The organism is Arthrobacter crystallopoietes, from assembly GCF_002849715.1.
In the GTDB taxonomy this organism is placed as follows: domain Bacteria; phylum Actinomycetota; class Actinomycetes; order Actinomycetales; family Micrococcaceae; genus Crystallibacter; species Crystallibacter crystallopoietes.
In genome coordinates this window covers 2599002-2624570 of the sequence record NZ_CP018863.1, presented here as the reverse complement: position 1 = coordinate 2624570, position 25569 = coordinate 2599002, and the positions used below count along the sequence as shown (strand labels likewise).

Sequence of the window (25569 nt, the reverse complement as noted above, 5' to 3'; positions counted from 1 at the left end):
GGTCACTAGGCTTGGGCGCAGTCAAACAAAGGGATGGAACTATGACCGAACGGCTGGCCAACAGAACAACTCGGGCTCCGGAAGCCAAGCTCAAGCGCGTCCTCAGTAATTGGGACACCTTGGCCATCGGCGTCGGGGCGATGGTCGGCTTCGGCTGGGTTGTCCTGACCGGCGGCTGGATTGAAGGAGCCGGCACGTTCGGTGCCGCAGCCGCGATGCTGGCCGGCGGCGTGATCATGGCCGTCGTCGGGCTGACCTACGCTGAGCTCGTGGCGGCCATGCCGTTTGCGGGCGGCGAGCACAACTATCTGCTCCGGTCGATGGGCGCACGCTGGTCCTTCATCGGATCCTGGGCGATCACCGGCGGCTACATCACCATTGTGGCGTTCGAGGCGGTGGCGCTCCCGCGGACCGCGCTGTATCTCTTCCCGGAGCTGAACAAGGTCCGTCTCTGGGAAGTTGCCGGCGCCGAGGTCTATCTCAGCTGGGCGCTGGTAGGCGTGATTGCCGCCGTCGTTATTACGGCCATCAACATCCTGGGTGTCAAGATCGCCGGCACTGTCCAGCTGTTCGTCATCCTGTTCCTCTTCGCGGTGGGCGCTCTGCTCCTGTTCGGCTCCACGACGGGCGGCAGCACGGAGAACATGGAACCGTTCTTCAACAACGGTTTGGCCGGGTTCTTCGCCGTCCTGGTCATTGTGCCGTTCATGTTTGTGGGCTTCGACGTGATCCCGCAGTCCGCGGAGGAAGTGAACATCCCCGCGAAGAAGGTCGGCAAGCTGGTGGTCATCTCCGTGCTGATCGCGGCCGTCTGGTATGTCGCCGTCATCCTGACAACCTCGTCGGCCATGCCCGCGTCCGAACTGGCCGCAACGGAACTGGCCACGGCGGACGCCATGGGCGCCCTGTTCAACTCCGATCTCATGGCCAAGGTCCTTATTGCCGGCGGCATCGCCGGCATCCTGACCTCATGGAACTCGCTGCTGATGGGCGCATCCAGGCTGCTCTATGCCATGGCCAAGTCGGGCATGCTGCCGGCGTGGTTCGGCAAGCTCCATCCGAAGTTCCGTACCCCGGTCAACGCGCTGCTCTTCATTGGCGGCCTCTCCGTCCTGGCCCCGTTCTTCGGCACGGCGATGCTCGGCTGGCTCGTTGATTCCGGCTCCCCCAGCATCGTCATCGCGTACCTGCTGGTCGGCATCGCCTTTGTCATCCTGCGCCGCAAGGAGCCGAAAATGGACCGCCCTCTGCGGGTCGGCGGGAAGGGCAACGGCGGCATCTGGATCGGCGGCGCCTCCGTCCTGCTGTGCGCCGGACTGCTGAGCCTGTACATCCCGGGCATGCCCGCTTCCATCGGTGGCGCCCCATGGACCTTGTTCGGCCTATGGTGGGTCCTCGGTGCCATCTTCCTGTTCCGCATTCCGGCCGGCATCAAGGGCGGCCCGAACGCCGAAGACGAACTGCACGCAAGACTGGCCGCACGCCGTCGCTGACCTGCACAGCTGGCTCCCGACAACAAATTTACCGCCGCACCGTCAGAAGGAATTCCATGATTACCACCGGCTCCCCCGACCCCGCTACATCCGGCACTTTGCCCCTTGAGGGGATCGTCGTCGCGGACTTCTCCCGCGTCCTCGCCGGCCCGCTGGCCACCATGACCCTGGCCGACCTCGGCGCCCGGGTGATCAAGGTAGAGCGGCCCGGGGCCGGCGACGACACCCGCAAGTGGGGTCCCCCGTACTCGGCCACGGGAGCGACATACTTCGAGAGCGTGAACCGGAACAAGGAGTCCGTCTGCCTCGACCTCACGGACGACGGCGACCTCGAGCTGGCGCGCAAGCTCGCCGCCCGGGCCGACGTCCTCGTGGAGAACTTCAAGCCCGGAGGAATGGACAAACTCGGGCTCGGCTATGAAGACCTGAGCCGCGAAAACCCGGGGCTGATCTACGCTTCCATCACTGGTTTCGGCAGCAGCGGCGGCGCGGATCTGCTTGGCTACGACTTCATTGTCCAGGCGCTCGGCGGGCTCATGAGCATCACCGGCGAGGCGGACGGCGGCCCGATGAAGGCCGGCGTTGCCCTGGTGGACGTACTCACGGCCAAGGACACCACCATCAGCGTGCTCGCGGCACTGAATGCCAGGGCCGCCACGGGGCGCGGGGCGCATCTGGAGCTGAACCTGCTCTCCAGCCTTCAGGGCGCGCTGGCCAACCAGGCCCAGGCGTACCTTGGGGCGGGCAAGGTCCCCGGCCGGATGGGCAACGGGCACCCGTCCATCGTTCCCTACCAGCTGCTCCAGTGCGAGGACGGGCCGCTGGCAGTGGCGTGCGGCAACGACGGGCAGTTCCGGAAGCTCGCGGCCGTGATCGGTTCCCCCGGGCTGGCCGACGACGAGCGGTTCGCCACCAACAGCGCCCGTGTGGCCCACCGCGCGGAACTGGTCACGATCCTGGAGGCGGCCCTGTCGATCGCCGGAGCACAGATCTGGCAGGACAAGCTCAACAGCGCCGGTGTACCGGCCGGCCACGTGGCCGGGATCGACGACGGACTCCAGTTCGCCGAGTCACTGGGCCTAAACCCGACCATAGAGGTTCATGCCCCCGACGGCGCTGCGGTGGGCCGCCAGGTCCGCCACCCTGCCACCTGGACTCCCCCGCTGCAGCCGCGCACCGCCGCCCCGCCCCAACTCGGCGAACATGACGAAGTCGTCCGGGCCTGGCTCAAGGAGAACTGACCATCCACGAAACCCAAGGACGACGACGGCGGGCGCCTCCCGCCGTCGTAGTCCTGGTTTTTCAACCGCTGCCTTAGCCGGTGCGGCGCAGGGCCAGCCAGAGGTTGGCCGCGACGTCCGGATCATCCAGGTCCGCGTCGATCAGCTTGGCCGCGATCGAGATCCGGTGCCGCAGCGAGTTGCGGTGCAGGTTCAGGTCGCGCGCGGTAATTTCCCATTGGCCGCGGTGCCGCAGGTAGGAGCGGACCGTCTGGACCAGGTCCGCGCGGGCGTAGCCGGCGAGCGCGGCCACCCAGGCCTCGGCCCTGGCGTCGAGCCCGCCCTTGACCTGGGCGAGCACGCCGTCGTCGGCCCGCCGCGCCGCAGCAACCACCTCGGCCACCGCGGTGGACGCCTGCTCCAGCGGCAACGGCAGGCTGATAGCTGCGGACATGCCTTCCGGCGGTGCTTCCCGTGAACCGGACGAGGCGCCGGCGACTGGTTGGCTGCCGGCGTCGAGCAGGAAATAGGTGAACCCGTCGGCGGTATAGCGCAGCCGGCAGTTGCGGACGGCCGCAGCCAGTCCGGACCACGGTTCCTCTTCGCGCAGCGCCGTCACGGCCGCCGCGGCATCGCCCGGTGCCCCGGCTTCCGGTTGGCTTCCGCGCAGGACCAGCAGGCGGATTTGTCCCGGCATGCCGTCCAGCTCCAGGTCGGCGGCGAGGGCGCGCGCGGCGTCCACGTACCCCTTCAGCACCAGTTTGGCCACCGCCGCCCCCATCATCGCCGACGCGCCGGACGCCTCCTGGTCCTGCTGTGCCTTCAGCGAGAGCAGCACGCAGACGGTCAGGATGATCTGCCGGTCCGTCTTGCCCAGCTTCCGGCCTGCGCCGATCGCCAAGTACCCCGCGGTGCACCGGCCCACCAGCACGGGGTATTCCACCACGTCCGTGCCGTAGAGCTGGAAGGTGGCGGCGGACTGCGTTCCGGCCATGTTGAAACGGGCTGTTTCCTCGCGCAGAAGCGGAACCACGCCGCTGACGGTGTCCGGCCACAGGGTCTCCACTCCCCCGTCTGCCGGCAGGTAGACCACCCAGCCGCCCAGGGCCTGGGCGAGTGCCTTGACCACGGAGGCCAGCGCGTCCGGCCGCGTGGCCGCGCGGGCCAGGGCGGTCTGCGTGCCGAGGCTCGCCGCCAGGTCGGCCTGCCCGCCCTTGCCCACCAGATCCCAGTAGGCGCGCGAGACGTTCATGAAGGGGGTGCCGTCGGGAACCAGCAGCAGCGCCAGTCCCGCCTCGGCGCACGTTTCGGCCAGCGGTTCCGGGACCTCGTCGACCCCGGCGCCCAGGCCCAGGCCGAGTGCGGCGACGTTCCGCTGCACCAGCCGCCGGACATAGGCGCGGGTCTTTTCCGCTCCGGCCGAGACGGGAATGCCGGTGGTCAGCAGCAGTTCCCCGCCCTCCAGATACGGCGTGGGGTCCTCAAGCTCGGAAATGTGCACGCCGGAAATCTGCCGCCGCGGCACGGCTCCGCCGCCCTCCGGCACCAGGTCGCTTCCCAGCTGCCCGCACAGCTGCGCCAGACTGATCACGGTGCTCCCTTCGACCTCGGACGCGGCAATGCGGCCAGGTTTGGATAGTAGTGACTATAGAATCCGGGTTTCTGGATAGTTTGTCCAATGAACCGCCTGCCGCAAATGACTAGTTTTGTCCCATGACTTCCAGCCTCACTCCGCTTCCCCAGTCCCGCCACCTGGCCACCGCCATTCCCGGCCCGCGTTCCCAGGCCCTGCACGCCGAACGCCAGGCCCATGTGACCGACGGCTTCGGCATCGCCCTGCCGGTCTTCATCGACCGCGCCGACGGCGGCATCCTCCAGGACGTGGATGGCAACCGGCTGATCGATTTCGCCTCCGGCATCGCCGTGACCAGCATCGGCGCCAGCAACCCGCGGGTCCGCGAGCGCGTGGCCGCGCAGCTGGAGCGCTTCACGCACACCTGCTTCATGGTCACCGAGTACGAGTCCTTCACCCAGGTGGCCATGTGGCTCAACGAGCACACGCCGGGCGACTTCGAGAAGCGCACCGCCCTCTTCTCGACCGGTGCCGAGGCCGTGGAGAACGCGGTCAAGATCGCCCGCTCCGCCACCGGCCGCAGCAAGGTGCTGGTCTTCGACGAGGCGTACCACGGCCGCTCGCTGATGACCATGGCGATGACCGCCAAGGAGAACCCGTACCGGCTCAACTTCGGCCCGTTCCCCACCGAGGTGGTGCGCGCCGCCTCGGCCAATCCGCTCCGCCCCGCGGCCTCTGCAACCGCAACAACCAACGACGACGGCGTTCCCGCCTCGGGCGCGGACGTCGCCGCCGCGGCACTCGCCTCCGTCGAAGCAACGCTCGCCGAGTACGGCGCGGAGAGCTTTGCCGCCATGGTCATCGAGCCCATCCAGGGCGAGGGCGGCTTCATTGTTCCCGCCCCTGGCTTCCTGAAAGGCTTGCGCGAGATCGCCACGAAGCACGGCATCGTGCTGGTCATCGACGAAATCCAGGCCGGCATGGGCCGCACCGGAACCCTGTTCGCCAGCGAGCACGAGGGCATCGCCGGGGACATGACGCTCAGCGCCAAGGCCCTGGCCGACGGCGTCCCGCTCAGCGCGGTCACCGGGCGCGCGGACCTGATGAACGCGGTCCACGCCGGCGGGCTCGGCGGCACCTATGCCGGAAACCCGCTTGCCTGCGAGGCGGCCCTGGCTGTGTTCGAGGCGTTCGAGGACGGCACACTGCTGGCCAACGCCCGCGCCATCGAAGCCGCCGCCCGCGAAGTGCTCGAGCCGCTCGTCGCGGAGACGGACGTGGTCGCAGAGTTCCGTGGCCGCGGCGCCATGCTGGCCCTCGAGTTCGCGGACCGCGGCACGCTGGAGCCCCGGGCGGACCTCGCCAAGGAGATCTCCGCCCGCTGCCACGCCCAGGGCGTGCTGACGCTAACCTGCGGGACCTACGGCAACGTCATCCGACTGCTGCCGCCGCTGGTCATCGGCGACGAACTGTTCCGCGACGGGCTGGCGGTCCTGCGCCAGACCATCGTCGACGTCGCGGCCGGCCGCGACGCAACCGCAACGGAAGCCGCCGCCCCGGCACTCGCCTGACCCCCGCCGTCGTACGTCCCTAGCCCCTGATCAAAAAAGGAAAACCATGTCCCAGGATCATGACCTGATTGCCCTCGACTCCCTGCTGAGTGAGGAGGAGCGGCTGCTGCAGAAGAACGTCCGCTCCTTCGTGGACTCGGCGATCAAGCCCAACATCGCCGGCTGGTATGAGAAGGCAGTCTTCCCGCTGGAAATCGTCCCGGAGATGGCCAAGCTCGGCTTGCTCGGCATGCACTTGGAGGGCTACGGCTGCGCCGGCCGCTCCGCAGTGGAATACGGCATCGCCGGCGCCGAACTCGAAGCCGGCGACTCCGGCCTGCGCACCTTCGTCTCCGTACAGGGCTCGCTGGCGATGAGCGCCATCTACAAGCACGGTTCCGAAACGCAGAAGCAGGAATGGCTGCCGCAGATGGCCGCCGGCGAGGCGATCGGCTGCTTCGGGCTCACCGAACCCACGGCCGGTTCGGATCCCTCCAGCATGAAGACCTTCGCCCGCCGCGACGGCGAAGACTGGATCCTCAACGGCTCCAAGCGCTGGATCGGTCTCGCGTCCGTGGCCAAGGTCGCCATCATCTGGGCACAGACCGACGACGGCGTGCGCGGCTTCGTGGTCCCCACCGAAACCGCCGGGTTCAAGGCCACCCCCATCGAACCCAAGCTCTCCATGCGCGCCTCCATCCAGTGCGACATCGAACTGACCGACGTCCGCCTCCCCGCCGACGCCGTCCTGCCGAATGCGAAGGGGCTGCGCGGCCCGTTCGAGTGCCTGAACGAGGCGCGCTACGGCATCATCTGGGGTGCCATGGGCGCGGCCCGCGACGCCTGGCAGGCCGCCGTGGACTACTCGAAGGAACGCCTGCAGTTCGACAAGCCGCTGGCCGGCTACCAGCTCACCCAGGAAAAGCTGGTCAACATGGCACTGGAGATCAACAAGGGCTTCCTGCTCGCCCTGCACCTGGGCCGGCTCAAGGACGCCGGGCAGCTGCAGCCGCACCAGATCTCCGTGGGCAAGCTCAACAACTGCCGCGAAGCCATCGAGATCGCCCGCGAATGCCGCTCCATCCTGGGCGGCAACGGGATCACGCTGGACTACTCGCCGCTGCGCCACGCCAACAACCTCGAATCCGTGCGCACCTACGAAGGCACCGATGAAGTCCACACCCTCATCCTCGGCCAGAAGATCACCGGCCTACCCGCCTTCCGGTAACCCCCATTCCCTGATTCCCCTCCGCTACTTGAAGGAGAGCGCATGACCTCCCCGGTACAGCTTCAGCACTACATCGACGGCGCCTGGGTGCCCGGCACCGGCTCCCCCATCACCAGCTACAACCCGGCGCGACCGGACGAAGTCGTCGCGCAGGGATTGCAGGCCGGACCGGCCGAAGTGGAGCAGGCCATGACCGCCGCCGTGGCCGCCAAGCGCGAGTGGGCACGCACCCCGGCACACGAGCGCGGCGCGGTACTGCTCCGCGCCGCCGTCGTTATTGAGCAGAACGCGGAAGCCTGGGGGCTGGAGCTGGCCCGCGAGGAGGGCAAGACGCGGGCCGAGGGCCGGGGCGAGGTGCTGCGGGCGGCGCAGATCTTCCGTTACTACGGGAACGACGGCGACCGCACCGCCGGGGAGATCTTCTCCTCCCCGCGGCGCGGCGAAAAGATCCTCATCACGCGCAAGCCGCTCGGCGTGGTCGGCGTGGTCACCCCGTTCAACTTCCCCATCGCCATTCCGGCATGGAAGATCGCGCCGGCCCTGGCCTACGGCAACACCGTGGTCTGGAAGCCGGCGAGCACCGTGCCGCTGCTGGCGCTGCGGCTGGCCCAGGCGCTGGAGGCCGCGGGCCTGCCGGCTGGCGTGCTGAACCTGCTGATCGGGCCGGGTTCGATGGGCAGCTCCATCGTGGAGCATCCGGCGCTGGACGGGCTGACCTTCACCGGTTCCACCGGCGTGGGCCGCCGTTTGGCCGCCGAGGCAGCGGGACGGGGCGTCTCGGTGCAGGCGGAAATGGGCGGCAAGAACGCCGCCGTCGTCCTCGCCGACGCGGACCTGGAACTCGCCGCCGAACAGGTCATGCTCGGCGCGTTCCGCTCCACCGGGCAGAAATGCACCGCCACCTCGCGGCTGATCGTGGCCGAGGCAATCGCCGACGAATTCCTCGCCACCCTGGCCGAACGAGCCAACGCGCTGGCGGTCGGCGACCCGGCCGACCCAACCGTGCAGATGGGCCCGGTGGTCAACGACGGCGCCCGCAAGTCCATCCGGGACGGCATCGACACCGCGCTCGCCCAGGGCGCCCGGCTGATCGCCGGCGGGCAGAAGTACGACGACGGCGATCTCGCCTCCGGTTACTTCATCCCGCCGACCATCCTGGAAATCCCCGCGGATCGGGAGCTCGATGTCTGGCGCGAGGAGCTCTTCGGGCCCGTGCTGGCCGTACGCCGCGCAGCCTCCGTAGAGCAGGCCTTCGAGCTGGCCAACGACAGCGAGTTCGGGCTCTCCGCCGCCCTGTTCACCCAGGACGTCACCCGCGCGCTGGACGCGATCGACGACCTGGACGTCGGCATCCTGCACGTGAACTCCGAATCCGCCGGCGCCGACCCGCACGTCCCCTTCGGCGGCGCGAAGAAGTCCGGCTACGGCCCCAAAGAACAGGGTACCGCGGCCAAGGAATTCTTCACCCACACCACCACCGTCTACCTTCGTGGCGGAACGGCCGGAGTCTAAGGAACGCATGAATCCCTCGATCGAGAACATCAAGCACATTCTGGTCATCGGCTCCGGCGCCATGGGCTCGCAGATCGGCATGGTCGCCGCCCTCGCCGGCTACCGCGTCACCGTCCAGGACATCGCCGAAGACATGCTCGCCCGCGCCAAGGAACAGCTAACGTCACGGATGCAGGCCAACGTCGCCAAGGGACGCGCCAGCCAGGAGGACGCCGACGCAGCCCTCGGCCGGCTCACCTTCAGCACCGACCTCGCCGCAGCGGCCGCAACCGCCGACTTCGTCATCGAAGCCGCCACCGAACGACTCGAACTCAAACAGCACATCTTCACCCAGCTCGGCGAACTCACACCCGCCCACGCCATCCTCGCCACCAACTCCTCCACCCTCGGATCGTCGAAGGTAGCCGAAGCCAGCGGCCGGCCCCAACAGGTCTGCAACATGCACTTCTTCAACCCCGCACTCGTGATGAAATGCGTCGAAGTCGTGCGCAACGAGGCAACATCCCAGGCCACCGTGGACACCACCCTCGAACTGGCCCGGCGCTTCGGCAAGGAACCCGTCCTGATCAACCGCGAAATCCCCGGCTTCGTCGCCAACCGGCTCATGGGCGCCATCCAGAAAGAAGCCCTCGCCCTCCACGCCGCCGGCATCGCCACCCTCGAAGACATCGACACCACCGCCAAAACCGCCCTCGGCCACCCCATGGGACCCTTCGAACTCATGGACATGGTCGGCCTCGACGTCATCGACTTCATCGCCCAGGCCACCTACGCCGAAACCAACGACGACGCCGACCGCCCCAACCCCGCCATCACCAACCTCGTCGCACGAGGCCGCCTCGGCCGCAAATCCGGCCGCGGCTGGTACGACTACCAGTCCTGACCCAACAACCGGCACTTCCCGTACCTTGCAGATAAGGGCCTTCACTATCGTGCAAACTATGGATGCCGTGTTGGGTTAGAGTCGTCGAACACGGAACCGTGACGCATGATTGGGAGGTATGGATGTCCGGCACGTCCGCAAAGCGTCCGCCCACGGCCCAGGCCTTCGCGCTGGCGGAACTGCGTCGCATGATCATCGCCGGCGAGGTTAAGGCCGGCGAACCGCTGCGCCAGGATGCTCTCGCGCACCGCCTGGGCGTAAGCCGGGTCCCGCTTCGCGAAGCCTTCAAGGTCCTTGAGGGTGAAGGGCAGATCGTCTACGAGCCCCACCGTGGCTACAAGGTCGCCCAGTTGTCCCTCGCAGACCTGCTCGAGGTGTACCGCATCCGCCAACTACTGGAAACGGAAGCCGCCCACGCCGCAGTGGAACGAGCGGGAGAATCCGACTTGCAAGCAATGAAGGAAGCCGCCCGGGAAGTAGAGCGCGCCAGCGCCGCGGCCGACATCCTGCCGATGACCGAAGCGAACCGCCGCTTCCATTTCGTCCTCTTCTCGGCTGCCGGGATGCCGCGGCTTGAGCGGCTGATCCAGGTCCTCTGGGATGCGACCGACACCTACCGCTTCATCTACTACGGTGCGCCGACCAACCGGCAGCGAGTCGAGGACGAGCACAACCTCATCATCGATGCCTTCGCCGCCCGGGACGCCGAGCGCCTCGTCAGCGAACTCAACAAGCATCGCGACCACGCCGTCCAGGCGTTGCAAGCCTTCCTGAGCCGGCAGTAACTGCCCGCTTCGCGCCGCCCGTGCCAGGAAACCGCATGGGCCCGCAAACGTTGACTCCGGTTGGCCCCCTACGTAACGATTATGTGACAGGGGTTACAAATAACCTTAAATTGGATACAGTCTCCAATGAAGCAAACGAAGTGTGAGCCGCATCGCTTTTGATAGTGACCTGAGGTACCCCGGTCCTGTGATGCGCGAGGACACCGATTTGAGGGGAACGTTCCGTGGAGAACTGGCTTGGCCTGACCAACCGCCGTGTGCTGATCGCAGGTGCCGGCGGCATCGGCACTGCCTGCGCCAGAGCCTTCGCAGCTGCGGGCGCCAAAGTCGCCGTCGCCGATCTCGATGAAGCCCGGTTGGCCGGCTTTGACCATCCCGTCGCCGCCGATTTCTCGACCACCACTGGCTGTGAGAATGCCGTCGCCCAGGTCGTCGAGGAGCTCGGCGGGCTGGACATTCTGGTCCACGCCGTCGGCATCAACCACCGGGTACCGGTCCTGGACACCACCGACGATGACTGGGACCACGTCCTTGACGTCAATCTTTCGAGCGCTTTCCGCCTCGGCCGGGCCGCCGGGCGGCACATGGTCGACGCCGGCTGGGGCCGCCAGATTTATTGCTCATCTGTTTCCGGCCTGCTGGCCCACCCGGACCACGGCTCCTATGCCAGCAGCAAGGGCGGCATCAACCAGCTGCTGAGGGTCATGGCGCGCGAGTGGGCCTCATCCGGCGTCACGGTCAATGCCATCGCGCCCGGCTACACCGAAACCGACCTCACCCGCACGCACCTGGACAAGCCCGGCGTGCGCGAACACTACACGTCGCTGGTCCCGGCCGGCCGCCTCGGCTCGGTTGAGGACCTCACCGGTCCTGTTCTCTTCCTGGCCTCGGACCAGGCGTCGTTTGTTACCGGGCACGTCATGTACGTGGATGGAGGCCGCACCCTTGTCTAACCGCCTCCCGCTGCTGCAGCCCGATTCGATGGACCAGAGCCAGCGGCGGCTCTACGAGGAGATCACCGCACCGCCGCGGGCCAACGGCCCGTTCCGGATTATGTACGACGACGGCGCCCTCGCCGGCCCGTTCAATGCGCTTCTGCATTCTCCCGCCATCGGCAACGCCGTCCAGGCCCTCGGCGCTGCGCTCCGTTTCGGCGGCACGCTCCCGGACCGAACCCGCGAACTCGTGATCTGCGCCGTCGCCGTCGCCCTCGAGGCAGAGTACGAGTGGTACGCGCACAGCCGGGTGGCCCTTGCCGTGGGCGTCACGGCAGCCGAACTAGACCAGCTCCGCGCCGGAGTCCTCCCCGAAAGTGCGTCCGGCTGTGAATCGGCGGCGCTGCTGTTCACCGGTGCACTGCTCCGCGAGGCCAGCATCCCGGACGCCGTCCACGCGCAGACGCTCGAATACCTGGGACACCAGGGAATCGTCGAACTGACAGTCCTCGTGGGCTACTACCGGACCCTCGCCGGACTGTTGGCCGTGGCCGACGCGCCAATCCCGGCCGACCCTGTTTCACAGTAACCGCTCGCATCACCATCACCATCAAAAAGGAGAACACTATGCCCAGCACCTCAAAGAAGGTCCGCCGGTCACGCCTCGCCGCCGCCGCTATCCTGGCGCCGGCCTTGTTCCTGGGCGCCTGCGGCAGCCCGGCCCCCGAGGGCGGCGGCGGAGGCGGCGGGGCAGAGTCGGGCGAGGGCGGCACGCTGTCCATCGCCACCGGCGGCACCGGCGGCGTCTACTACCCGCTGGGCGGCGGTTTCGCGACCGTCATCCGTGAAAACGTTGAGGGCTATGACGCCACCGTCCAGGAGACCAACGCCTCCGTGGACAACATGCTCCTGATCAAGAGTGGCGCAGCGCAGCTTGCTTTCTCCGTGGGTGACGTCGTCGCTGACGCCGTCGAAGGAACCGGCGATTTCGAGGGCGACCCCCTGGACATCTGCTCGCTCGGCAATATTTACAATAACTTCCTGCAGCCGGTAACGGTCGAGGGCACCGGCATCCAGAGCGTCGAAGATATGAAGGGCAAGGTTGTCTCCGTCGGTGCACCGGGTTCGGCAACCGAGGTCGGTGCAATCCGCACCTTGGAGGCGGCCGGCCTCGATCCGGAAAAGGACATCGACCGCCGCCAGCTCGGCGTTGCCGAGACCGTGGCAGCCCTTCGCGACGGCACCATCGACGCGGGCTTCTGGTCAGGCGGCCTCCCCACGGGTGCCCTGATCGACCTCGCTGCCGACGGCGACATGGTGATCCTCCCGATCGGCGAATACGCTGCGCCGATGGCGGAGGAGTACGGCAAGTACTACGTCGAGCAGGAAATCCCGGCCAACACCTACGAAGGCCAGACGGAGCCCATCCCCGTGGTGGCCTCGCCCAACATCCTGGTTGCCTCCGCTGCCATGGACGAGCAGCTCCAGCAGAACATCACCGCTGCGATTTTCGACAACAAGGAACAGCTTATCCAGGTCCACCCTGCCGCGGAGGAGCTTGATGCAGCCACCGCCGGCGACGTGCCCTTCGTCGAGACCTGCCCCGGCTCCCAGACCTACTTCGACCAGGCTGGAAGCTAGCACCCCATGCGCCGTCCGCTCGCCGTCGTGGTTACCGTCCTAGTGTGCCTGGGCGTACTAGGAGCGGTGTCGGCCGCCGCTTTCGCCTTTTCCTCCGGAGAAGGCGAAAGCGGCCGCACGCTGGTGATCAGCAACGACGACGGCGAGCTGGCCCGGGTTCCGCTGGCCGCGGATTCCTTTGCGGTGAGCTACCGCAACTCGATCTACCATTCCCGCGCGGAGGAACGCTACAAGGTGCAGCCGGACGGCACCTACCGTTTGATGGAGATCGCAGCTGACCAGCTGGCGGTTCTCGAGGAGTACTACGGCGTTCCCGGAGCCCCCGCGTCCGCTGCCCCAGGCGACCGCCGCAACTATGTGGTGCCGCCGGACCCCTCACGTCCGGTGGTATTCGACACGCTCTCCATTGCTGCCACCGACCTGGGACAGCGCACCCTCCACGTCCCGGAACAGCCACCGCTTGCCCTGTGGGAGCTAGTCGGGAATGACAACCCGTACGTTGTGCTAGATATCAAGGAGAACCCATGACCGAGCGACCCGACGGCAACGGAGCCGTGACCGCGCGTGCATCGCGGCCGGAAGATCCACGGCACGCGCACCATGAGGACCCGCATGAGTCGAACGACGAAGCCAACAGCGAGCTTAATGTGAAAGCACAAAACGATCCCGGGAACGATTCGATCGACGAAGAGGCGCTGATCGCCGAATTCGAGGCCGAAAAGCCGGCGCGGCATCTGAGCGGCAAGCCCAAGCTGGTGGTCCAGGTCCTCGGGGTTTCCTTGTCGCTGTTCGCCCTCTACTGGGTGTTCAACCCCATGGCCACGCAGTTCTACCTGCCGGCGTTCCTGATGCTCGGCCTGTCGCTGACCTTCCTGGTCTACCGCGGATGGGGCAGGACCAGCCAGGCGCAGGAAAGCGGCCGAGCGGATAACCCGCACATCGTCGACTGGGTACTCGCCATCGTCGCGATCGTTCCCTTCCTGTACATCATCTCCGACTGGGATGCCTTCTTCCGGCGCGCCATCATTCCCACCTACCTCGACCTGATCATGGGCACGATCGCAATCCTGCTCGTGCTTGAGGCGTGCCGCCGTACCGTGGGCATCCTCGTACCGGCCGTGGTGATGTTCTTCTTTGCCTACGCGTACTTCGGCCCTTACTTCCCGGACCCGTTCCAGACGTCGGCGTTCGGCTGGATCCGTCTGGTGGGCCACAACGTGATGGGCACGCAAGGCATCTTCGGTGTCCCCACGGACGTCGCGGCCACCTACATCATCCTCTTCACCATTTACGGTGCGGTGCTCGGCGCCTCCGGAGCCACGAAATTCTTCATCGACCTTTCGTTCTCGGCCTTCGGCCAGTCCCGTTCCGGCCCCGGACGTACTGTTACCCTGGCGGGTTTCCTCCTCGGTACCGTTTCCGGTTCCGGCGTTGCCACCACGGTCACCCTCGGCGGCATCTCCTGGCCACTGCTGCGTAAGGCAGGCTACCCCAAGGAGCACGGCGGTGCGGTCCTGGCCGCGGCCGGCATCGGTGCGATCATGTCTCCTCCCACCCTTGGCGCCGCGGCCTTCATCATCGCCGCCCTGCTGAACGTGTCCTACCTGGAAGTGCTGATCTGGGCCACCATTCCCACCCTGCTGTACTACCTCGGCATCATCCTGGCCATCGAGATGGACGCCCGGCGGTTCAAGACCAAGGCGGTCGACTTCGATGCCAAGCCCGTTGGCAAGCTGCTGCTGCGCTTCGGCTACCACTTCAGCTCCCTGATCGCGATTGTCGTGTTCATGGCGCTGGGCATGACCCCGTTCCGGGCCGTGGTGTACGCGACCATGCTCGCCTTTGTACTCAGCTTCTTCGACCGCGAGTCGTGGATGACCCCGAAGCGGATCTGGGACGCCCTGGCAACGGGTGCCACCGGCGCCCTGTCCGTCATCCCCGTCATGGCGGCGGCCGGCCTGATTGTCGGTGTCATGACGCTGACCGGCCTCGGCCTGAAACTGGCGAACATCATCGTGGATTTTGCCGGCGGAAGCCTGTTCCTGACGGCGCTGTTCTCCGCCATCTCGGTGATCCTGCTCGGGCTGGCCGTACCGGTCACCGCTAGCTTCATCATCTCGTGGGTGATCATCGGCCCCGCGCTTCAGGATGTCGGCGTGCCCGCGTTCGCCGCAGCCATGTTCATCTTCTACTACTCCGTGCTCAGCGAAGTGTCGCCGCCGACCGCGCTCTCGCCGTTCGCCGCCTCAGCCATCACCGGCGGCAAGCCCATTCCGACGATGTGGCTGACCTGGCGCTACACGCTCTCTGCCTTCCTCGTCCCGTTCATCTTCGTGCTGTCGGGACCTGGGATCGGCCTGCTGATGCAGGGCGGCATCGGTACCGTGCTGCTGGCCCTGGCTGTTTCGGCGACCGCGGTTGCGGCGCTGGCCGTGGCAACCGGCGGCTGGATCATCGGCCCGGCGAACTGGCTTGAGCGCGCGGTGATCGGTCTCGGCTCGTTGCCGCTGCTGGTCATGGAGCCCATGTTCCTGGCCGTCGGCGCAGGCGCCATCGCCGTCGGGCTCCTGCTCCACGTCATCCGCATCAAGCGGCGCTCCCATGACGAGCCCGCAGCACCGGCGGCGGCCAGCACACCGTGACCGCTGCACCGACCGGACGGCCAGTCGTCACGCTGCTGCAGGCCGTCTCCGTCACCACTACCGGCGTGCTGCCCGCATTCCTCCTGGGCGCGCTGGCAGTACAGATCCGGGACGACCTGAACCTGGGACCGGCACTGATGGGCATCGCGGCAGCCACGCTGTTTGCCGTATCGGGCATCTTCGCCCGGCCGCTCGGCTGCGTAGTCCAGCGGCTGGGCGCCGGCCGGGGCATGGCGATCTCGGCCGGATTGGCGGTCCTCGCGCTGGCAGGAGCCGGCGCGGCGCCGTCGTTCCCTATCCTGGTGGCGGCGCTCTTCATCGGGGGCATGGCAAACTCCATGGCCCAGCCTGCCGCGAACCTCGGAATCTCCAGGAGCATCGGCGACAAACGGCTGGGCCTGGCCTTCGGCATCAAGCAGTCGGCCATCCCGGCGGCGTCGATTCTGGGCGGGCTGGCCGTGCCGACCATTGGACTGGTGCTGGGCTGGCGGTACGCGTTCTTCTGCGGCGCGGTTGTGGCCGCGGCCCTCGCCGTCTGGGCACTCGCCCGTGGACAGGGCGCAACAGGTCCAGCCAAGGCTTCAGGGCACCCGGAGGACCGCGGCACCCCGCGTGCCGGACTCGTGGTCCTCACCCTGGCCGGCGGGCTCGCGGCGGCCGCCGCGACCTCGCTGGGCGTGTTCCTCGTGGACTCGTCCGTGCAGGCCGGGATCTCGCCCAGCGCGGCAGGCCTCCTCTTTGCGGGAGCGGCGCTGCTGGGCCTGTTGATCCGGGTCTTCCTCGGCGCCCTTATGGACCGCATGCCGACCCGCAGCCCCTACATCCTGATCGCGAACCTGCTCGTCGCCGGTGTCTTCGGCTACCTGCTGCTGAGCGTCGGCTCCCACCCGCTGATCGTCATCGGCAGTCTGCTCGCCTTCGGCGCGGGCTGGACGTGGACCGGACTGCTGCACTTCGCCGTCGTCCGCGACAACCGGCTGGCGGCAGCATCCGCCACCGGCGCCGTGCAGACCGGCCTCTCGCTCGGTTCTGCTGTCGGCCCACTGCTGTTCGGCTTCCTCGTCAGCGCGACCTCCTATTCAACCGCCTGGGTTGTGGCCGGGATGGTCGCCTTGGCCGCGGCAATCACATTCCGCATCGGGCGCCGCTTGATCCGCAAATCACGAGGCATGCCGGTCTTCACCCTGCGCCGCAAAACCGTCAGCCCAACCTCAACACTCAAGTCAACGTCACCGAAGGAAACCCGATGACAGGAACCCGTTACGCAGTAATCGGCGGCGGCATCTTAGGCGCGGCCGTGGCCCGCCGGCTGCTGGCCGTGGAGCCCGAAGCCCAGGTCACCGTGCTCGAGAAGGAGCCCACGCTGGCCGCGCACCAGACCGGCCGGAACAGCGGCGTGGTACATGCCGGGCTGTACTACACGCCGGGTTCGCTGAAAGCCCGGCTGTGCCGGCGGGGCGTCGAACTGCTGCAGGAGTACTGCGGCGAGCGCAGCCTGGACTATGACGAATGCGGCAAGGTACTCGTGGCGCGGAACAGCGTCGAGGAAGCCCGGCTCGGCGACATCATGGCCCGCGCGCAGGCCAACGGCGTCCCCGACGTCCGGATCATTGACCGGGACGAACTCCGCGGGATCGAGCCCCATGTGGAGGGCACCTCCGGCCTCCACTCACCCCACACGGCGATTGTGGACTACGGCGCGATCACCCGCGCGCTCGCCGACGACGTCACCGCCGCCGGTGGCACCGTCCGCACCTCCTTCGAGGTCACCGCGCTCACCCGCCGCGGCTTGGAAACGGTGCTGACCGGCTGCCACAACGGAGCGGAAACCACCGAGGCGTTTGATTCCGTCATCGTCTGCGCCGGCCTGCATGCCGACCGCGTGGCCAAACTGGCCGGCGACGATGATGAACCCAAGATCGTGCCCTTCCGCGGCGAGTACTATCTGCTGCGTCCCGAGAAGCGGGACCTGGTGAAGGGCCTCGTCTACCCGGTGCCCGATCCCCGCTATCCGTTCCTCGGCGTCCATCTGACCCCGCGCGTGGACGGTGAGGTGATGGTGGGGCCCAATGCGGTCCTCGCCCTCGCCCGCGAAGGCTATGGCTGGACCACCGTCTCCCCGCGCGATCTCGCCGACACCCTTGCCTGGCCCGGCTTCCGCGCCTTCGCCAAGCAGCACTGGCGCACCGGCGCGATGGAGATGATCGGCTCGCTGAGCAAGCGGAAGTTCGTCGCCGAAGCCCGCAAGTATGTTCCCGAACTGACAATCGACGACGTCGTTCCCGGCCCGTCCGGCATCCGCGCCCAGGCACTGGGCCGCGACGGCTCGCTCGTGGATGACTTCCGGATCACCCGCCAGGGGACGGTGCTGAGCGTCCGCAACGCCCCCTCCCCCGCTGCCACCTCCTCCCTCGCGATCGCCGAACACATCGTCTCCATGGCCCTTAACCGAAAGGACAGTCCCACCCCATGATCACTACTCCGTTAGCCCGAGGCCTGTGGGGTGTCCTCGCGACCCCCTTCACCGGAACCGAGTTCGCCGTCGATACCGAATCGCTGCGCCGCGAGGTCCAGCTCTACACGCGCATCCCGGCCGCCGGCGTGGTGGTGCTCGGCGTGTTCGGCGAAGGCGCGGCCCTCGACACAGCAGAGCAGGCAGTCGCGGTACAAACGGTCGCCGAGGAAGCCGGAGGAACGCCACTCGTCGTCGGGCTTTCCGCCCGCACCACCAATGTGGCGATCGAGCAGGCTCGTACCGCCATCGGCGCCGCGGGAGGAAATCTGGCCGGCCTCATGGTGCAGGTCAACACGCCCAATGCGGAGACCCTGAGCGCACACCTGCACGCCATCCATCAGGCCACCGGCGCCGGCATCGTGCTGCAGGACTATCCCGCGGCTTCCGGCGTGAAGATCAGCACGGCGCAGGTGCTGGCTACCGTGGCGCAGTGCCCCTTCATTGTGGCGGTGAAGTCCGAGGCACCGCCGACCGCGGCCGCCATCGCGCAGCTCACCAGGGCCACCGGCGTTCCCGTCTTCGGCGGTCTCGGCGGCGTCGGGCTTATCGACGAACTGGCCGCCGGGGCGGCCGGCGCCATGACGGGTTTCTCGCACCCGGAGGCACTGCAACTGGCCATCACGGCACACGCCGACGGCGGCTTCCGCGCCGCCCGCGAGGTCTTCGCGCCCTGGCTGCCGCTGGCGAACTTCGAGGGCCAGCCGGGCATTGGCCTGGCCCTGCGCAAGGAGATCCTCAAGCGCCGCGGCATCATTGCCGAAGCGCTCGTACGGCCGCCGGCGCCGACCTTGCCGCAGGAACTGGCCGACATGATCGATGCCCACCTCGACGCCGTAAAGGAGCTTTTCTGATGGATACCGGGCTCAAGGGAAAGAACGTACTCATTCCGGGTTCGAGTGCCGGGATCGGACTGGCCATCGCGCGGGCGCTGGCCAATGAAGGCGCCAACGTGGTGCTCGCCGCCCGCCGCCAGGAAACGGTGCAGGCCGAGGCAGCCAAGCTGCCCTCCGCCGTCGGAATCGGGATGGACCTGAATGAAGAGGGCGCGCCTGCGAGGTTGGTCGAGCAGGCAGAACAGGCGTTCGGGCCCATCGACGTGCTGGTACTCAACGGCGGCGGTCCGCCGCCCGGCGGCGCCGCCGATATTACGGACGAGCAGGCACTGGCCGCCGTGCACCAGTTGCTGCTGCAGCACATCCGCCTTACCAATCTGGTACTGCCCGGCATGCGCCAGCGTGGCTGGGGCCGGATTGTGGCGGTGGGATCCAGCGGCGTGCAGAGCCCGCTGCCCAATCTCTCGCTGTCCAACATCGGCCGGGCCGGGCTTGCCGGCTACCTCAAAACCCTTGCCGCCGAAGTGGCAGCGGACGGAGTTACCGTCAACATGGTGCTCCCCGGCCGCATCGACACGGACCGGGTGGCCTCTCTCGACATCGCGGCCGCCAAGCGGACGGGCGCCACGCCCGCGGAAGCGCGCAAGTCCTCCGAAGCAACCATCCCCGCAGGCCGGTACGGCAAGCCGGAGGAATTCGCCGCCGTCGTCGCCTTCCTGGCCGGTGCGCCCGCGGCCTACGTCACCGGCGAGCAGATCCGCTGCGACGGCGGCCTGGTCCGCTCCTACTAGAAAAGAGAACCCTATGCACCACACCCTGCACCTCTGCTCGGTCCGCGAGGGCGCGGACGAACTCGCCGCGGTTGTCCACCCGCGCCGTGGCCTGGCACTGGTCCGCGATCTGATCCCGGGCTTCACCGGCGACGTCCGCGACATCCTCGCCGAAGACCTGCTGGAAAAGCTGGAGAGCCTGGCCGAGACCACCGACGACGGCGCGTTCCGCGACCCGGACTCCGCCACCTACGGTGCGCCTTACCGGCACCCGCGGATGATCTGGGGCATCGGCCTGAACTACGTGGAGCACGCGTCCGACCTTTCCGAGGGCGTGCCGGAGGAACCGGCCTCCTTCATCAAGGCCGACCACACGGTGATCGGCCCGGGCGAGGACATTCCCCTCCCGGCGCAAAGCGAGCGGACCACGACCGAGGCGGAAGTCGCCGTCGTTATTGGCCGGTACTGCCGCAATGTGGAGGTGGCGGACGCGCTGGACTATGTGGCCGGCGTCGTGCCGGTGCTGGACCAGACGGCGGAGGACATCCTGCAGCGCAACCCGCGCTTCCTCACCCGCGCCAAGAACTTCCCGGGCTTCTTCTCCTTCGGCCCGCGGATTGTCCCGCTGGCCGAGGCGGTCGGCGACGGGACGCTCGCGGACGTGCAGGTCTCCACTGTGGTCAACGGCGAGGTACGGCGGACCAACACCGTCTCCCACATGCGGTACAGCCCCGAGTACCTGATCAGCTTCCACAGCAAGGTGATGCCGCTGTACCCGGGCGACATCATTTCCACCGGCACCCCCGGTGCCATCCATGTGCAGCCAGGGGATACGGCTGAATGCCGCGTCTCCGGTGTGGGCACATTGAGCAATCCAGTGTCCTCAGCCAACTGATGCCACAGCACCGAACTAGGAGGATGACGCGGAATGAGCGTTGACAGTGGGCCGAAGCACGGTACTGCGCAGGGAGCAGCGCCGTTGGAGGGCGTCCGGGTGGCGGACTTTTCCCGCGTCCTGGCCGGGCCGTATGCCTCGATGATGCTTGCCGACTTCGGCGCGGATGTCATCAAGGTCGAGAGCCCGGCCGGGGATGACACGCGGGCCTGGATCCCACCGGTCGACAAGCACGGCGTCGGCACCTACTTCTCAAGCGTGAACCGGAACAAGCGCTCCGTAGTGTGCGACCTGCGCACCGAGGAGGGTCTGGTCCGGGCCCGGGACCTTGCTCTGCAGGCCGATGTGGTCATCGAGAACTTCCGGCCCGGCGTCATGCAGAAGTTCGGCCTGGACTACGAGACTTTGCACGCCGAGCGGCCCGAGCTGGTCTACTGCTCCATCACGGGTTTCGGCAGTGCTTCGGGGGCGCATCTGCCCGGCTACGACCTGCTGGTCCAAGCCGTCGGCGGGCTCATGAGCGTCACCGGGTCGATGGACTCCGAGCCGAGCAAGGTGGGTGTGGCACTGGTGGATGTGATCACCGGGCAGAACGCCGTCGTCGGTATTCTCGCGGCCCTGCGGCACCGGGACGCCACCGGGCGCGGGCAGCGGATCGACGTTAACCTGCTGTCTTCCCTGCTGGCCGGGCTAGTAAACCAGGCGTCCAGCACGCTGGCCACCGGCGAGGCACCGCAGCGGATGGGCAACGCCCACCCCAGCATCGCGCCCTACGAGACGCTGCGGACCCAGGACGGTCCGCTGGCCGTGGCCGTCGGCACCGACCGGCAGTTCGCCGGGCTGGTTCGGGTGCTCGGAGTGCCTAAGCTGGCCGAGGACCCGCGCTTCCGCACCAACACGGACCGGGTCGCCCACCGCGGCGAGCTCAAGCCCCTCCTTGAGGAACAGCTGGTCCGACGTCCTGCGGCGGAGTGGGCCGGCGACCTCAGCGCCGAAGGCGTGCCGGCCGGAAAGGTGAACTCCATTGTGGAAGCGCTCCAGCTGGCCGAGGAGCTGGGCCTGGACCCCGCCGTCGAAATGAACGACGGCGCGGGCCCGCGTACCAGCCACCAAGTGGCCAACCCGATCCAGCTCTCCGAAACCCCCGCCAGCTACCGGCGCCTGCCGCCGCTGCTCGGCGAACACAACGATGCGGCCTTCGCGGCGCTCACCACCACCTCGAACGGAAAGTAGAACCATGACCGCAGATCTTTTATCCATCGACTCCCTCCTCTCCCCCGAGGAGCTCTCCCTCCGCGATAGCGTTCGGTCCTTCGTGGATTCCGAGATCAAGCCGAACATCGCCGGCTGGTACGAGAAAGCGGAGTTCCCGCTGGAGATCGTGCCGAAAATGGCCGAACTCGGGCTGCTCGGCATGCACATCAAGGGTTACGGCTGCCCGGGCCGCAGCTCGGTGGAGTACGGACTCGCCGCGCTGGAGCTGGAAGCAGGCGATTCGGGCCTGCGCACTTTTGTGAGCGTTCAGGGTTCGTTGGCCATGAGCGCCATCGCCAAGCACGGCTCCGAGGAACAGAAGAACGAGTGGCTGCCGCGCATGGCTGCCGGCGAAGCGATCGGCTGTTTCGGTCTGACGGAACCGACGGCGGGATCGGACCCGGGTTCGATGGCCACCTTTGCAAAGCGCGACGGCGACGACTGGGTCATCAACGGCGCCAAGCGCTGGATCGGCCTGGCCTCGGTGGCGCAGGTCGCGATTATCTGGGCGATGACCGACGACGGCGTCCGCGGCTTTGTGGTTCCGACCGATACGCCGGGCTTTGTCGCAACGCCGATAACGCAGAAGCTCTCGATGCGCGCCTCCATCCAGTGCGACATCGCGCTGGACGACGTGCGGCTGCCCGCGTCGGCGATGCTGCCGAATGCGAAAGGCCTGCGCGGACCGTTCGAGTGCCTGAACGAAGCCCGCTACGGGATCATCTGGGGTGCGATGGGCGCAGCCCGCGACAGTTACCTAGCAGCGCTGGAGTACTCCAAGGAGCGCCTGCAGTTCGGCAAGCCGCTCTCCGGGTACCAGCTGACGCAGGAAAAACTGGTCAACATGGCGCTGGAGATCAACAAGGGCATGCTCGTCGCGCTACAGATCGGCCGCCTGAAGGACGCCGGGACGCTCGAGCCCTACCAGATCTCCGTCGGTAAGCTGAACAACTGCCGCGAGGCGATCCAGATCTGCCGCGACGCCCGGGCCATGCTCGGCGGCAACGGCATCACCTTGGACTACTCGCCGCTGCGCCACGCCAATAACCTCGAATCCGTGCGCACCTACGAAGGCACCGACGAGGTCCACACCTTGATCCTGGGCAACAAGATCACCGGCACGCCTGCCTTCCGGTAACCGCCCGCCGCTTTGGTTGCCTGGGCTCCAGAGTCCGGGCAACCAGAGGGGCGGCAACCAGCGGATCGCTCCGCGGTAGGCATATCGCAAACCGTCCCTGACCTGTATCGTATAACCGCACGCATTACGTGCTTTGGGGTTATCAAGTTTGGGGACTTGTTATGTTGGGGAAACTTCTTGCTGCCGTTGTGGCAGCCCTTCTTCTGGTTGCAGGACTCGCCGTTCCGGCCGAGGCAGCCACTGTCTATAAGGCGTCACTGCGGTCGGCTGCACGTGCCCTGCCGGTGGCCGTGGAGCGGAACACCGGCTATGACCGGGACCGCTACTTCGGATCTTGGAAGGACACGAACCGGGACTGCCAGAACACCAGGGCCGAGGTCCTGATCCAGGAGTCCAAGGTCCGGACAAAGTACACCACGTCCAAGGGGTGCACGGTCCGCACAGGCAAATGGGTAACCAACTGGGACAACCGCACGCACTACTCGGCGTCGGCGGTGCAGATCGACCACCTTGTCCCGGTGCATGAAGCCTGGGGATCCGGGGCACGCTACTGGTCCCAGTCCCGTCGTGTCGCCTTCTACAACGACCTCGGCGACGGCCGGGCACTCAGCGCCCAGACGTCCGCTCTGAACTCTGCAAAACAAGCCAAGGGTCCAGAGGCGTGGATGCCGCCGAAGAACCGCTGCAAGTACGTGGCGGACTGGGTGGCGATGAAGGTCCGCTGGGGGCTCAAGGTGGACAGTACTGAGAAGAAGGCCCTGATCAGGTACGCCGATTCCTGCGCCAAAACAACCATCACCGTCACCAAGGTCTGACGATGGGCGTACCTGCGGAAGTCTCCCTGGACCACTTCTGGGTCATTATGCGGCAGTTGGATTGGGTGAAGCTGTGATCTATCGCGAGACCAGCAGCCAGGCCACCGGCAGTCCTACCCAGATAAGACAGCGGCTCAACGCTGCTATCGACGCGATCGACGCTACTACATTCGAGCTCGCTCCTGCGCTGGAATCGGCACGGGCCACCTACGGCCACTATGACGCAATCACCAGAGGGTACGAAACAAGCCTGAAGACACTGCGGAGCGCCGACCAGAGCGATCCCCGTGTCCTCGGTTTGCTTGAAACCGGAACGAAAATGCTCAACACCGTTAGGACGAACCGGGAATTTTGGTGTGAGCGGTACTGTCAGGAACTCGAGCGGACCAACAAACTGGAAGTCGTGCGCGACCAGCTTCTCGCTGCTCGTCATCGGCTGGACGTGGCCCAACAACTTGCTGAGGGACACGCCCATCTGGCCTCGCTCGCCGCTATTGGGGAACCGCTGCCGAATGCGGCGAATACTGATCAGCCCGAACTGCGCGAAGCGCTGCGGCTCGTTCACGAAGCTGAAGCCCTGGCGGAGTTGAAGGAGTGGTCATGATAGAAAAGGGAAATCCGAGCGACGCCGGTGAACCGACGGTGACCGCCGTTCTCTGCCTTCCGGTCTGCAAAGGCCCTAGCGCAATGCAGGGGATGAAACCACTCGCCATGGCGGCTGTCATCTGCCAGATTGTTGCCCCAGTCGTCGGTGTACCAGGTGTTGTTTCCGGCCTGATCGTCTTTGCACTCATGATCCTTGCCTGCCTGCGCGGAATCACGCTTCGGCGAAGGAGCATCACGCGATACGAAACTACCGTCAATGAAACGCTGAATCGGGACTTGCACAGCAATTTGCGGATCTCGTATTCCCAAGGGTCCCTGCTTCGCGCCGGGCAGATGATCAGCCTGCAGGACGGCAACCAAAGCTTCGCAATCGTGATGCGGAACTTGGATGTGGGGAGTGAGACCGGCGCTGACACCGAAGTCACGATTACTGCCATGCACGGGGACCTTGGCCTGTCCGCGTTCGATGGCATGGTCCGTGCCGTGACTGGACGTTAGTGCCAAGGCGGCAGCGAGGCTACTGCTTCGCCGCCGGTTCGAGGGACGGACGGTCCAGCTGCACGATAGACCAGCGCATGAAGAACTGCGTGAACGGCCCGATCAGCAGCGCATAGGCCAGGGTACCGAAACCAACGATGCCGCCGAGCAGCCAACCGGCGGCCAGGACGGCAAGTTCGATGCCGGTGCGGACCAGCCGCAGGCTGAGTCCGGTGCGCTGGTGCAATCCGGTCATGAGCCCGTCGCGCGGCCCGGGGCCGAACTGGCTGCCGATGTAGAGCGCTCCGGCCAGCCCGTTGAACACCAGCGCCACGGCGAACAGGCCCCACTGGCTGGCGGGATGATCTGCCGCGGGAATGAAATGCAGCCCGACATCCGTGGCGACACCGATCCAGACGACGTTAGCGACGGTACCGAGTCCCGGCCATTGCTTCAGCGGAATCCAGAGCAGCAGGACCAGGAAGCCCACAATAATGACCACGGTGCCGAGGCTGAGGTTGACCCGCTCGGCGATGCCGTAGTGGAACACGTCCCAGGGATCAAGCCCGACGCCGGCCCGGACAAACGCTGCCATCGCCAGCCCGTACAGGCTCAGGCCGATGAACAGCTGCACCAAACGGCGCGGCAGGCGCCCCGCCTTGAGCTGTTCAAGCGGGCTGAGATTGCTGAGCTCGATGCTGCCGCCCCTGAAGCGCCGCTTGGCTGCGGCCGCCGTCGTCGTCGTTGGCTGGGTATTGAGATCAGTGGTGGTGTCGGGGCTTGCGTCCGTGCTCATGGCATCAA

At 66.9% G+C, this 25569-nt stretch carries 24 protein-coding genes; 22 read left to right on the top strand and 2 right to left on the bottom strand.

The window, feature by feature from the left end; translation table 11 throughout:
* Positions 1-140 precede the first annotated feature (140 nt).
* Together AC20117_RS12295 and AC20117_RS12290 are read left to right on the top strand one after the other, a co-directional pair.
* On the top strand, positions 141-1493 hold the full coding sequence (locus AC20117_RS12295; RefSeq protein ID WP_418202256.1) for an APC family permease: 1353 nt from the start codon (positions 141-143) through the stop codon (positions 1491-1493).
* 56 nt (positions 1494-1549) lie between these two features.
* On the top strand, positions 1550-2734 hold the full coding sequence (locus tag AC20117_RS12290; RefSeq protein ID WP_074699488.1) for a CaiB/BaiF CoA transferase family protein: 1185 nt from the start codon (positions 1550-1552) through the stop codon (positions 2732-2734).
* Positions 2735-2807: 73 nt separating this feature from the next.
* Here the strand turns inward: AC20117_RS12290 and AC20117_RS24150 are convergent, their stop codons facing one another.
* Complete coding sequence (locus AC20117_RS24150; RefSeq protein ID WP_074699489.1) at positions 2808-4304, bottom strand: PucR family transcriptional regulator; 1497 nt, start codon at positions 4302-4304, stop codon at positions 2808-2810.
* A 122-nt stretch (positions 4305-4426) separates the two neighbouring features.
* Here AC20117_RS24150 and AC20117_RS12280 point away from each other — a divergent pair, with 122 nt between their 5' ends.
* From AC20117_RS12280 to AC20117_RS12185, 20 genes are all read left to right on the top strand, one after another.
* Entirely contained in the window at positions 4427-5857 is a 1431-nt protein-coding gene (locus AC20117_RS12280; RefSeq protein WP_074699490.1) for an aminotransferase class III-fold pyridoxal phosphate-dependent enzyme, read from the top strand.
* 46 nt (positions 5858-5903) lie between these two features.
* A complete protein-coding gene (locus AC20117_RS12275) occupies positions 5904-7064 on the top strand; it encodes an acyl-CoA dehydrogenase family protein (RefSeq protein ID WP_074699491.1) in 1161 nt (386 codons plus the stop codon).
* Between the two features lie 42 nt (positions 7065-7106).
* Positions 7107-8576 (top strand): aldehyde dehydrogenase family protein, encoded by a 1470-nt coding sequence (locus tag AC20117_RS12270; protein WP_074699492.1) that lies wholly within the window; start codon positions 7107-7109, stop codon positions 8574-8576.
* Between the two features lie 7 nt (positions 8577-8583).
* Positions 8584-9459, top strand: coding sequence for a 3-hydroxyacyl-CoA dehydrogenase family protein (locus AC20117_RS12265; RefSeq protein ID WP_074702979.1), 876 nt, complete (start codon positions 8584-8586; stop codon positions 9457-9459).
* A 122-nt stretch (positions 9460-9581) separates the two neighbouring features.
* Positions 9582-10244: a GntR family transcriptional regulator gene (locus AC20117_RS12260; protein ID WP_074699493.1), complete on the top strand. Its 663-nt coding sequence runs from the start codon at positions 9582-9584 to the stop codon at positions 10242-10244.
* A 224-nt stretch (positions 10245-10468) separates the two neighbouring features.
* The gene (locus AC20117_RS12255; protein ID WP_074699494.1) at positions 10469-11197 is read left to right on the top strand and encodes an SDR family NAD(P)-dependent oxidoreductase; all 729 of its coding nucleotides are present in this window, start codon (positions 10469-10471) and stop codon (positions 11195-11197) included.
* Positions 11190-11768: a carboxymuconolactone decarboxylase family protein gene (locus AC20117_RS12250; protein WP_083339582.1), complete on the top strand. Its 579-nt coding sequence runs from the start codon at positions 11190-11192 to the stop codon at positions 11766-11768. Before AC20117_RS12255 ends, AC20117_RS12250 begins: the two co-directional genes overlap by 8 nt.
* 38 nt (positions 11769-11806) lie before the next feature.
* Entirely contained in the window at positions 11807-12820 is a 1014-nt protein-coding gene (locus AC20117_RS12245) for a TAXI family TRAP transporter solute-binding subunit (RefSeq protein ID WP_074699496.1), read from the top strand.
* 6 nt (positions 12821-12826) lie between these two features.
* Positions 12827-13348, top strand: coding sequence for a hypothetical protein (locus AC20117_RS12240; protein ID WP_074699497.1), 522 nt, complete (start codon positions 12827-12829; stop codon positions 13346-13348).
* Positions 13345-15462, top strand: a complete 2118-nt coding sequence (locus AC20117_RS12235) for a TRAP transporter permease (protein ID WP_074699498.1) — start codon at positions 13345-13347, stop codon at positions 15460-15462. The genes AC20117_RS12240 and AC20117_RS12235 overlap by 4 nt, the downstream gene beginning before the upstream one ends.
* The gene (locus AC20117_RS12230; protein ID WP_074699499.1) at positions 15459-16712 is read left to right on the top strand and encodes an MFS transporter; all 1254 of its coding nucleotides are present in this window, start codon (positions 15459-15461) and stop codon (positions 16710-16712) included. Before AC20117_RS12235 ends, AC20117_RS12230 begins: the two co-directional genes overlap by 4 nt.
* Entirely contained in the window at positions 16709-17935 is a 1227-nt protein-coding gene (gene lhgO, locus AC20117_RS12225) for an L-2-hydroxyglutarate dehydrogenase (RefSeq protein ID WP_074699500.1), read from the top strand. Before AC20117_RS12230 ends, lhgO begins: the two co-directional genes overlap by 4 nt.
* A complete protein-coding gene (locus AC20117_RS12220; protein ID WP_074699501.1) occupies positions 17932-18828 on the top strand; it encodes a dihydrodipicolinate synthase family protein in 897 nt (298 codons plus the stop codon). The genes lhgO and AC20117_RS12220 overlap by 4 nt, the downstream gene beginning before the upstream one ends.
* The gene (locus tag AC20117_RS12215; protein WP_074699502.1) at positions 18828-19601 is read left to right on the top strand and encodes an SDR family oxidoreductase; all 774 of its coding nucleotides are present in this window, start codon (positions 18828-18830) and stop codon (positions 19599-19601) included. The genes AC20117_RS12220 and AC20117_RS12215 overlap by 1 nt, the downstream gene beginning before the upstream one ends.
* Positions 19602-19614: 13 nt before the next feature.
* Positions 19615-20475 carry a fumarylacetoacetate hydrolase family protein gene (locus AC20117_RS12210; protein WP_083339583.1) on the top strand — a complete coding sequence of 287 codons (861 nt, stop codon included), beginning with the start codon at positions 19615-19617 and terminating at the stop codon, positions 20473-20475.
* A 33-nt stretch (positions 20476-20508) separates the two neighbouring features.
* On the top strand, positions 20509-21708 hold the full coding sequence (locus AC20117_RS12205) for a CaiB/BaiF CoA transferase family protein (protein ID WP_074699503.1): 1200 nt from the start codon (positions 20509-20511) through the stop codon (positions 21706-21708).
* 4 nt (positions 21709-21712) lie between these two features.
* Positions 21713-22867 (top strand): acyl-CoA dehydrogenase family protein, encoded by a 1155-nt coding sequence (locus AC20117_RS12200; RefSeq protein ID WP_236777293.1) that lies wholly within the window; start codon positions 21713-21715, stop codon positions 22865-22867.
* A 188-nt stretch (positions 22868-23055) separates the two neighbouring features.
* Entirely contained in the window at positions 23056-23682 is a 627-nt protein-coding gene (locus tag AC20117_RS12195; protein WP_236777292.1) for an HNH endonuclease family protein, read from the top strand.
* Positions 23683-23755: 73 nt separating this feature from the next.
* A complete protein-coding gene (locus tag AC20117_RS12190) occupies positions 23756-24286 on the top strand; it encodes a hypothetical protein (protein ID WP_074699506.1) in 531 nt (176 codons plus the stop codon).
* Positions 24283-24786 carry a hypothetical protein gene (locus AC20117_RS12185; RefSeq protein WP_074699507.1) on the top strand — a complete coding sequence of 168 codons (504 nt, stop codon included), beginning with the start codon at positions 24283-24285 and terminating at the stop codon, positions 24784-24786. The genes AC20117_RS12190 and AC20117_RS12185 overlap by 4 nt, the downstream gene beginning before the upstream one ends.
* 19 nt (positions 24787-24805) lie before the next feature.
* Here the strand turns inward: AC20117_RS12185 and yczE are convergent, their stop codons facing one another.
* Positions 24806-25561 (bottom strand): membrane protein YczE, encoded by a 756-nt coding sequence (gene yczE / locus AC20117_RS12180; protein WP_236777291.1) that lies wholly within the window; start codon positions 25559-25561, stop codon positions 24806-24808.
* Between the last annotated feature and the right edge of the window lie 8 nt (positions 25562-25569).

Bases quoted from the DNA above. Each gene is read 5' to 3' on its own strand.
- AC20117_RS12240 (WP_074699497.1), top strand. From the start codon at position 12,827: ATGCGCCGTCCGCTCGCCGTCGTGGTTACCGTCCTAGTGTGCCTGGGC.
- AC20117_RS12265 (WP_074702979.1), top strand. From the start codon at position 8,584: ATGAATCCCTCGATCGAGAACATCAAGCACATTCTGGTCATCGGCTCC.
- AC20117_RS12205 (WP_074699503.1), top strand. From the start codon at position 20,509: ATGAGCGTTGACAGTGGGCCGAAGCACGGTACTGCGCAGGGAGCAGCG.
- AC20117_RS12260 (WP_074699493.1), top strand. From the start codon at position 9,582: ATGTCCGGCACGTCCGCAAAGCGTCCGCCCACGGCCCAGGCCTTCGCG.
- AC20117_RS12275 (WP_074699491.1), top strand. From the start codon at position 5,904: ATGTCCCAGGATCATGACCTGATTGCCCTCGACTCCCTGCTGAGTGAG.
- AC20117_RS12295 (WP_418202256.1), top strand. From the start codon at position 141: ATGGTCGGCTTCGGCTGGGTTGTCCTGACCGGCGGCTGGATTGAAGGA.
- AC20117_RS12215 (WP_074699502.1), top strand. From the start codon at position 18,828: ATGGATACCGGGCTCAAGGGAAAGAACGTACTCATTCCGGGTTCGAGT.
- AC20117_RS12235 (WP_074699498.1), top strand. From the start codon at position 13,345: ATGACCGAGCGACCCGACGGCAACGGAGCCGTGACCGCGCGTGCATCG.
- yczE (WP_236777291.1), bottom strand. From the start codon at position 25,561: ATGAGCACGGACGCAAGCCCCGACACCACCACTGATCTCAATACCCAG.
- AC20117_RS12270 (WP_074699492.1), top strand. From the start codon at position 7,107: ATGACCTCCCCGGTACAGCTTCAGCACTACATCGACGGCGCCTGGGTG.
- AC20117_RS12280 (WP_074699490.1), top strand. From the start codon at position 4,427: ATGACTTCCAGCCTCACTCCGCTTCCCCAGTCCCGCCACCTGGCCACC.
- AC20117_RS12210 (WP_083339583.1), top strand. From the start codon at position 19,615: ATGCACCACACCCTGCACCTCTGCTCGGTCCGCGAGGGCGCGGACGAA.
- lhgO (WP_074699500.1), top strand. From the start codon at position 16,709: ATGACAGGAACCCGTTACGCAGTAATCGGCGGCGGCATCTTAGGCGCG.
- AC20117_RS12245 (WP_074699496.1), top strand. From the start codon at position 11,807: ATGCCCAGCACCTCAAAGAAGGTCCGCCGGTCACGCCTCGCCGCCGCC.
- AC20117_RS12185 (WP_074699507.1), top strand. From the start codon at position 24,283: ATGATAGAAAAGGGAAATCCGAGCGACGCCGGTGAACCGACGGTGACC.
- AC20117_RS12220 (WP_074699501.1), top strand. From the start codon at position 17,932: ATGATCACTACTCCGTTAGCCCGAGGCCTGTGGGGTGTCCTCGCGACC.
- AC20117_RS12290 (WP_074699488.1), top strand. From the start codon at position 1,550: ATGATTACCACCGGCTCCCCCGACCCCGCTACATCCGGCACTTTGCCC.
- AC20117_RS12200 (WP_236777293.1), top strand. From the start codon at position 21,713: ATGACCGCAGATCTTTTATCCATCGACTCCCTCCTCTCCCCCGAGGAG.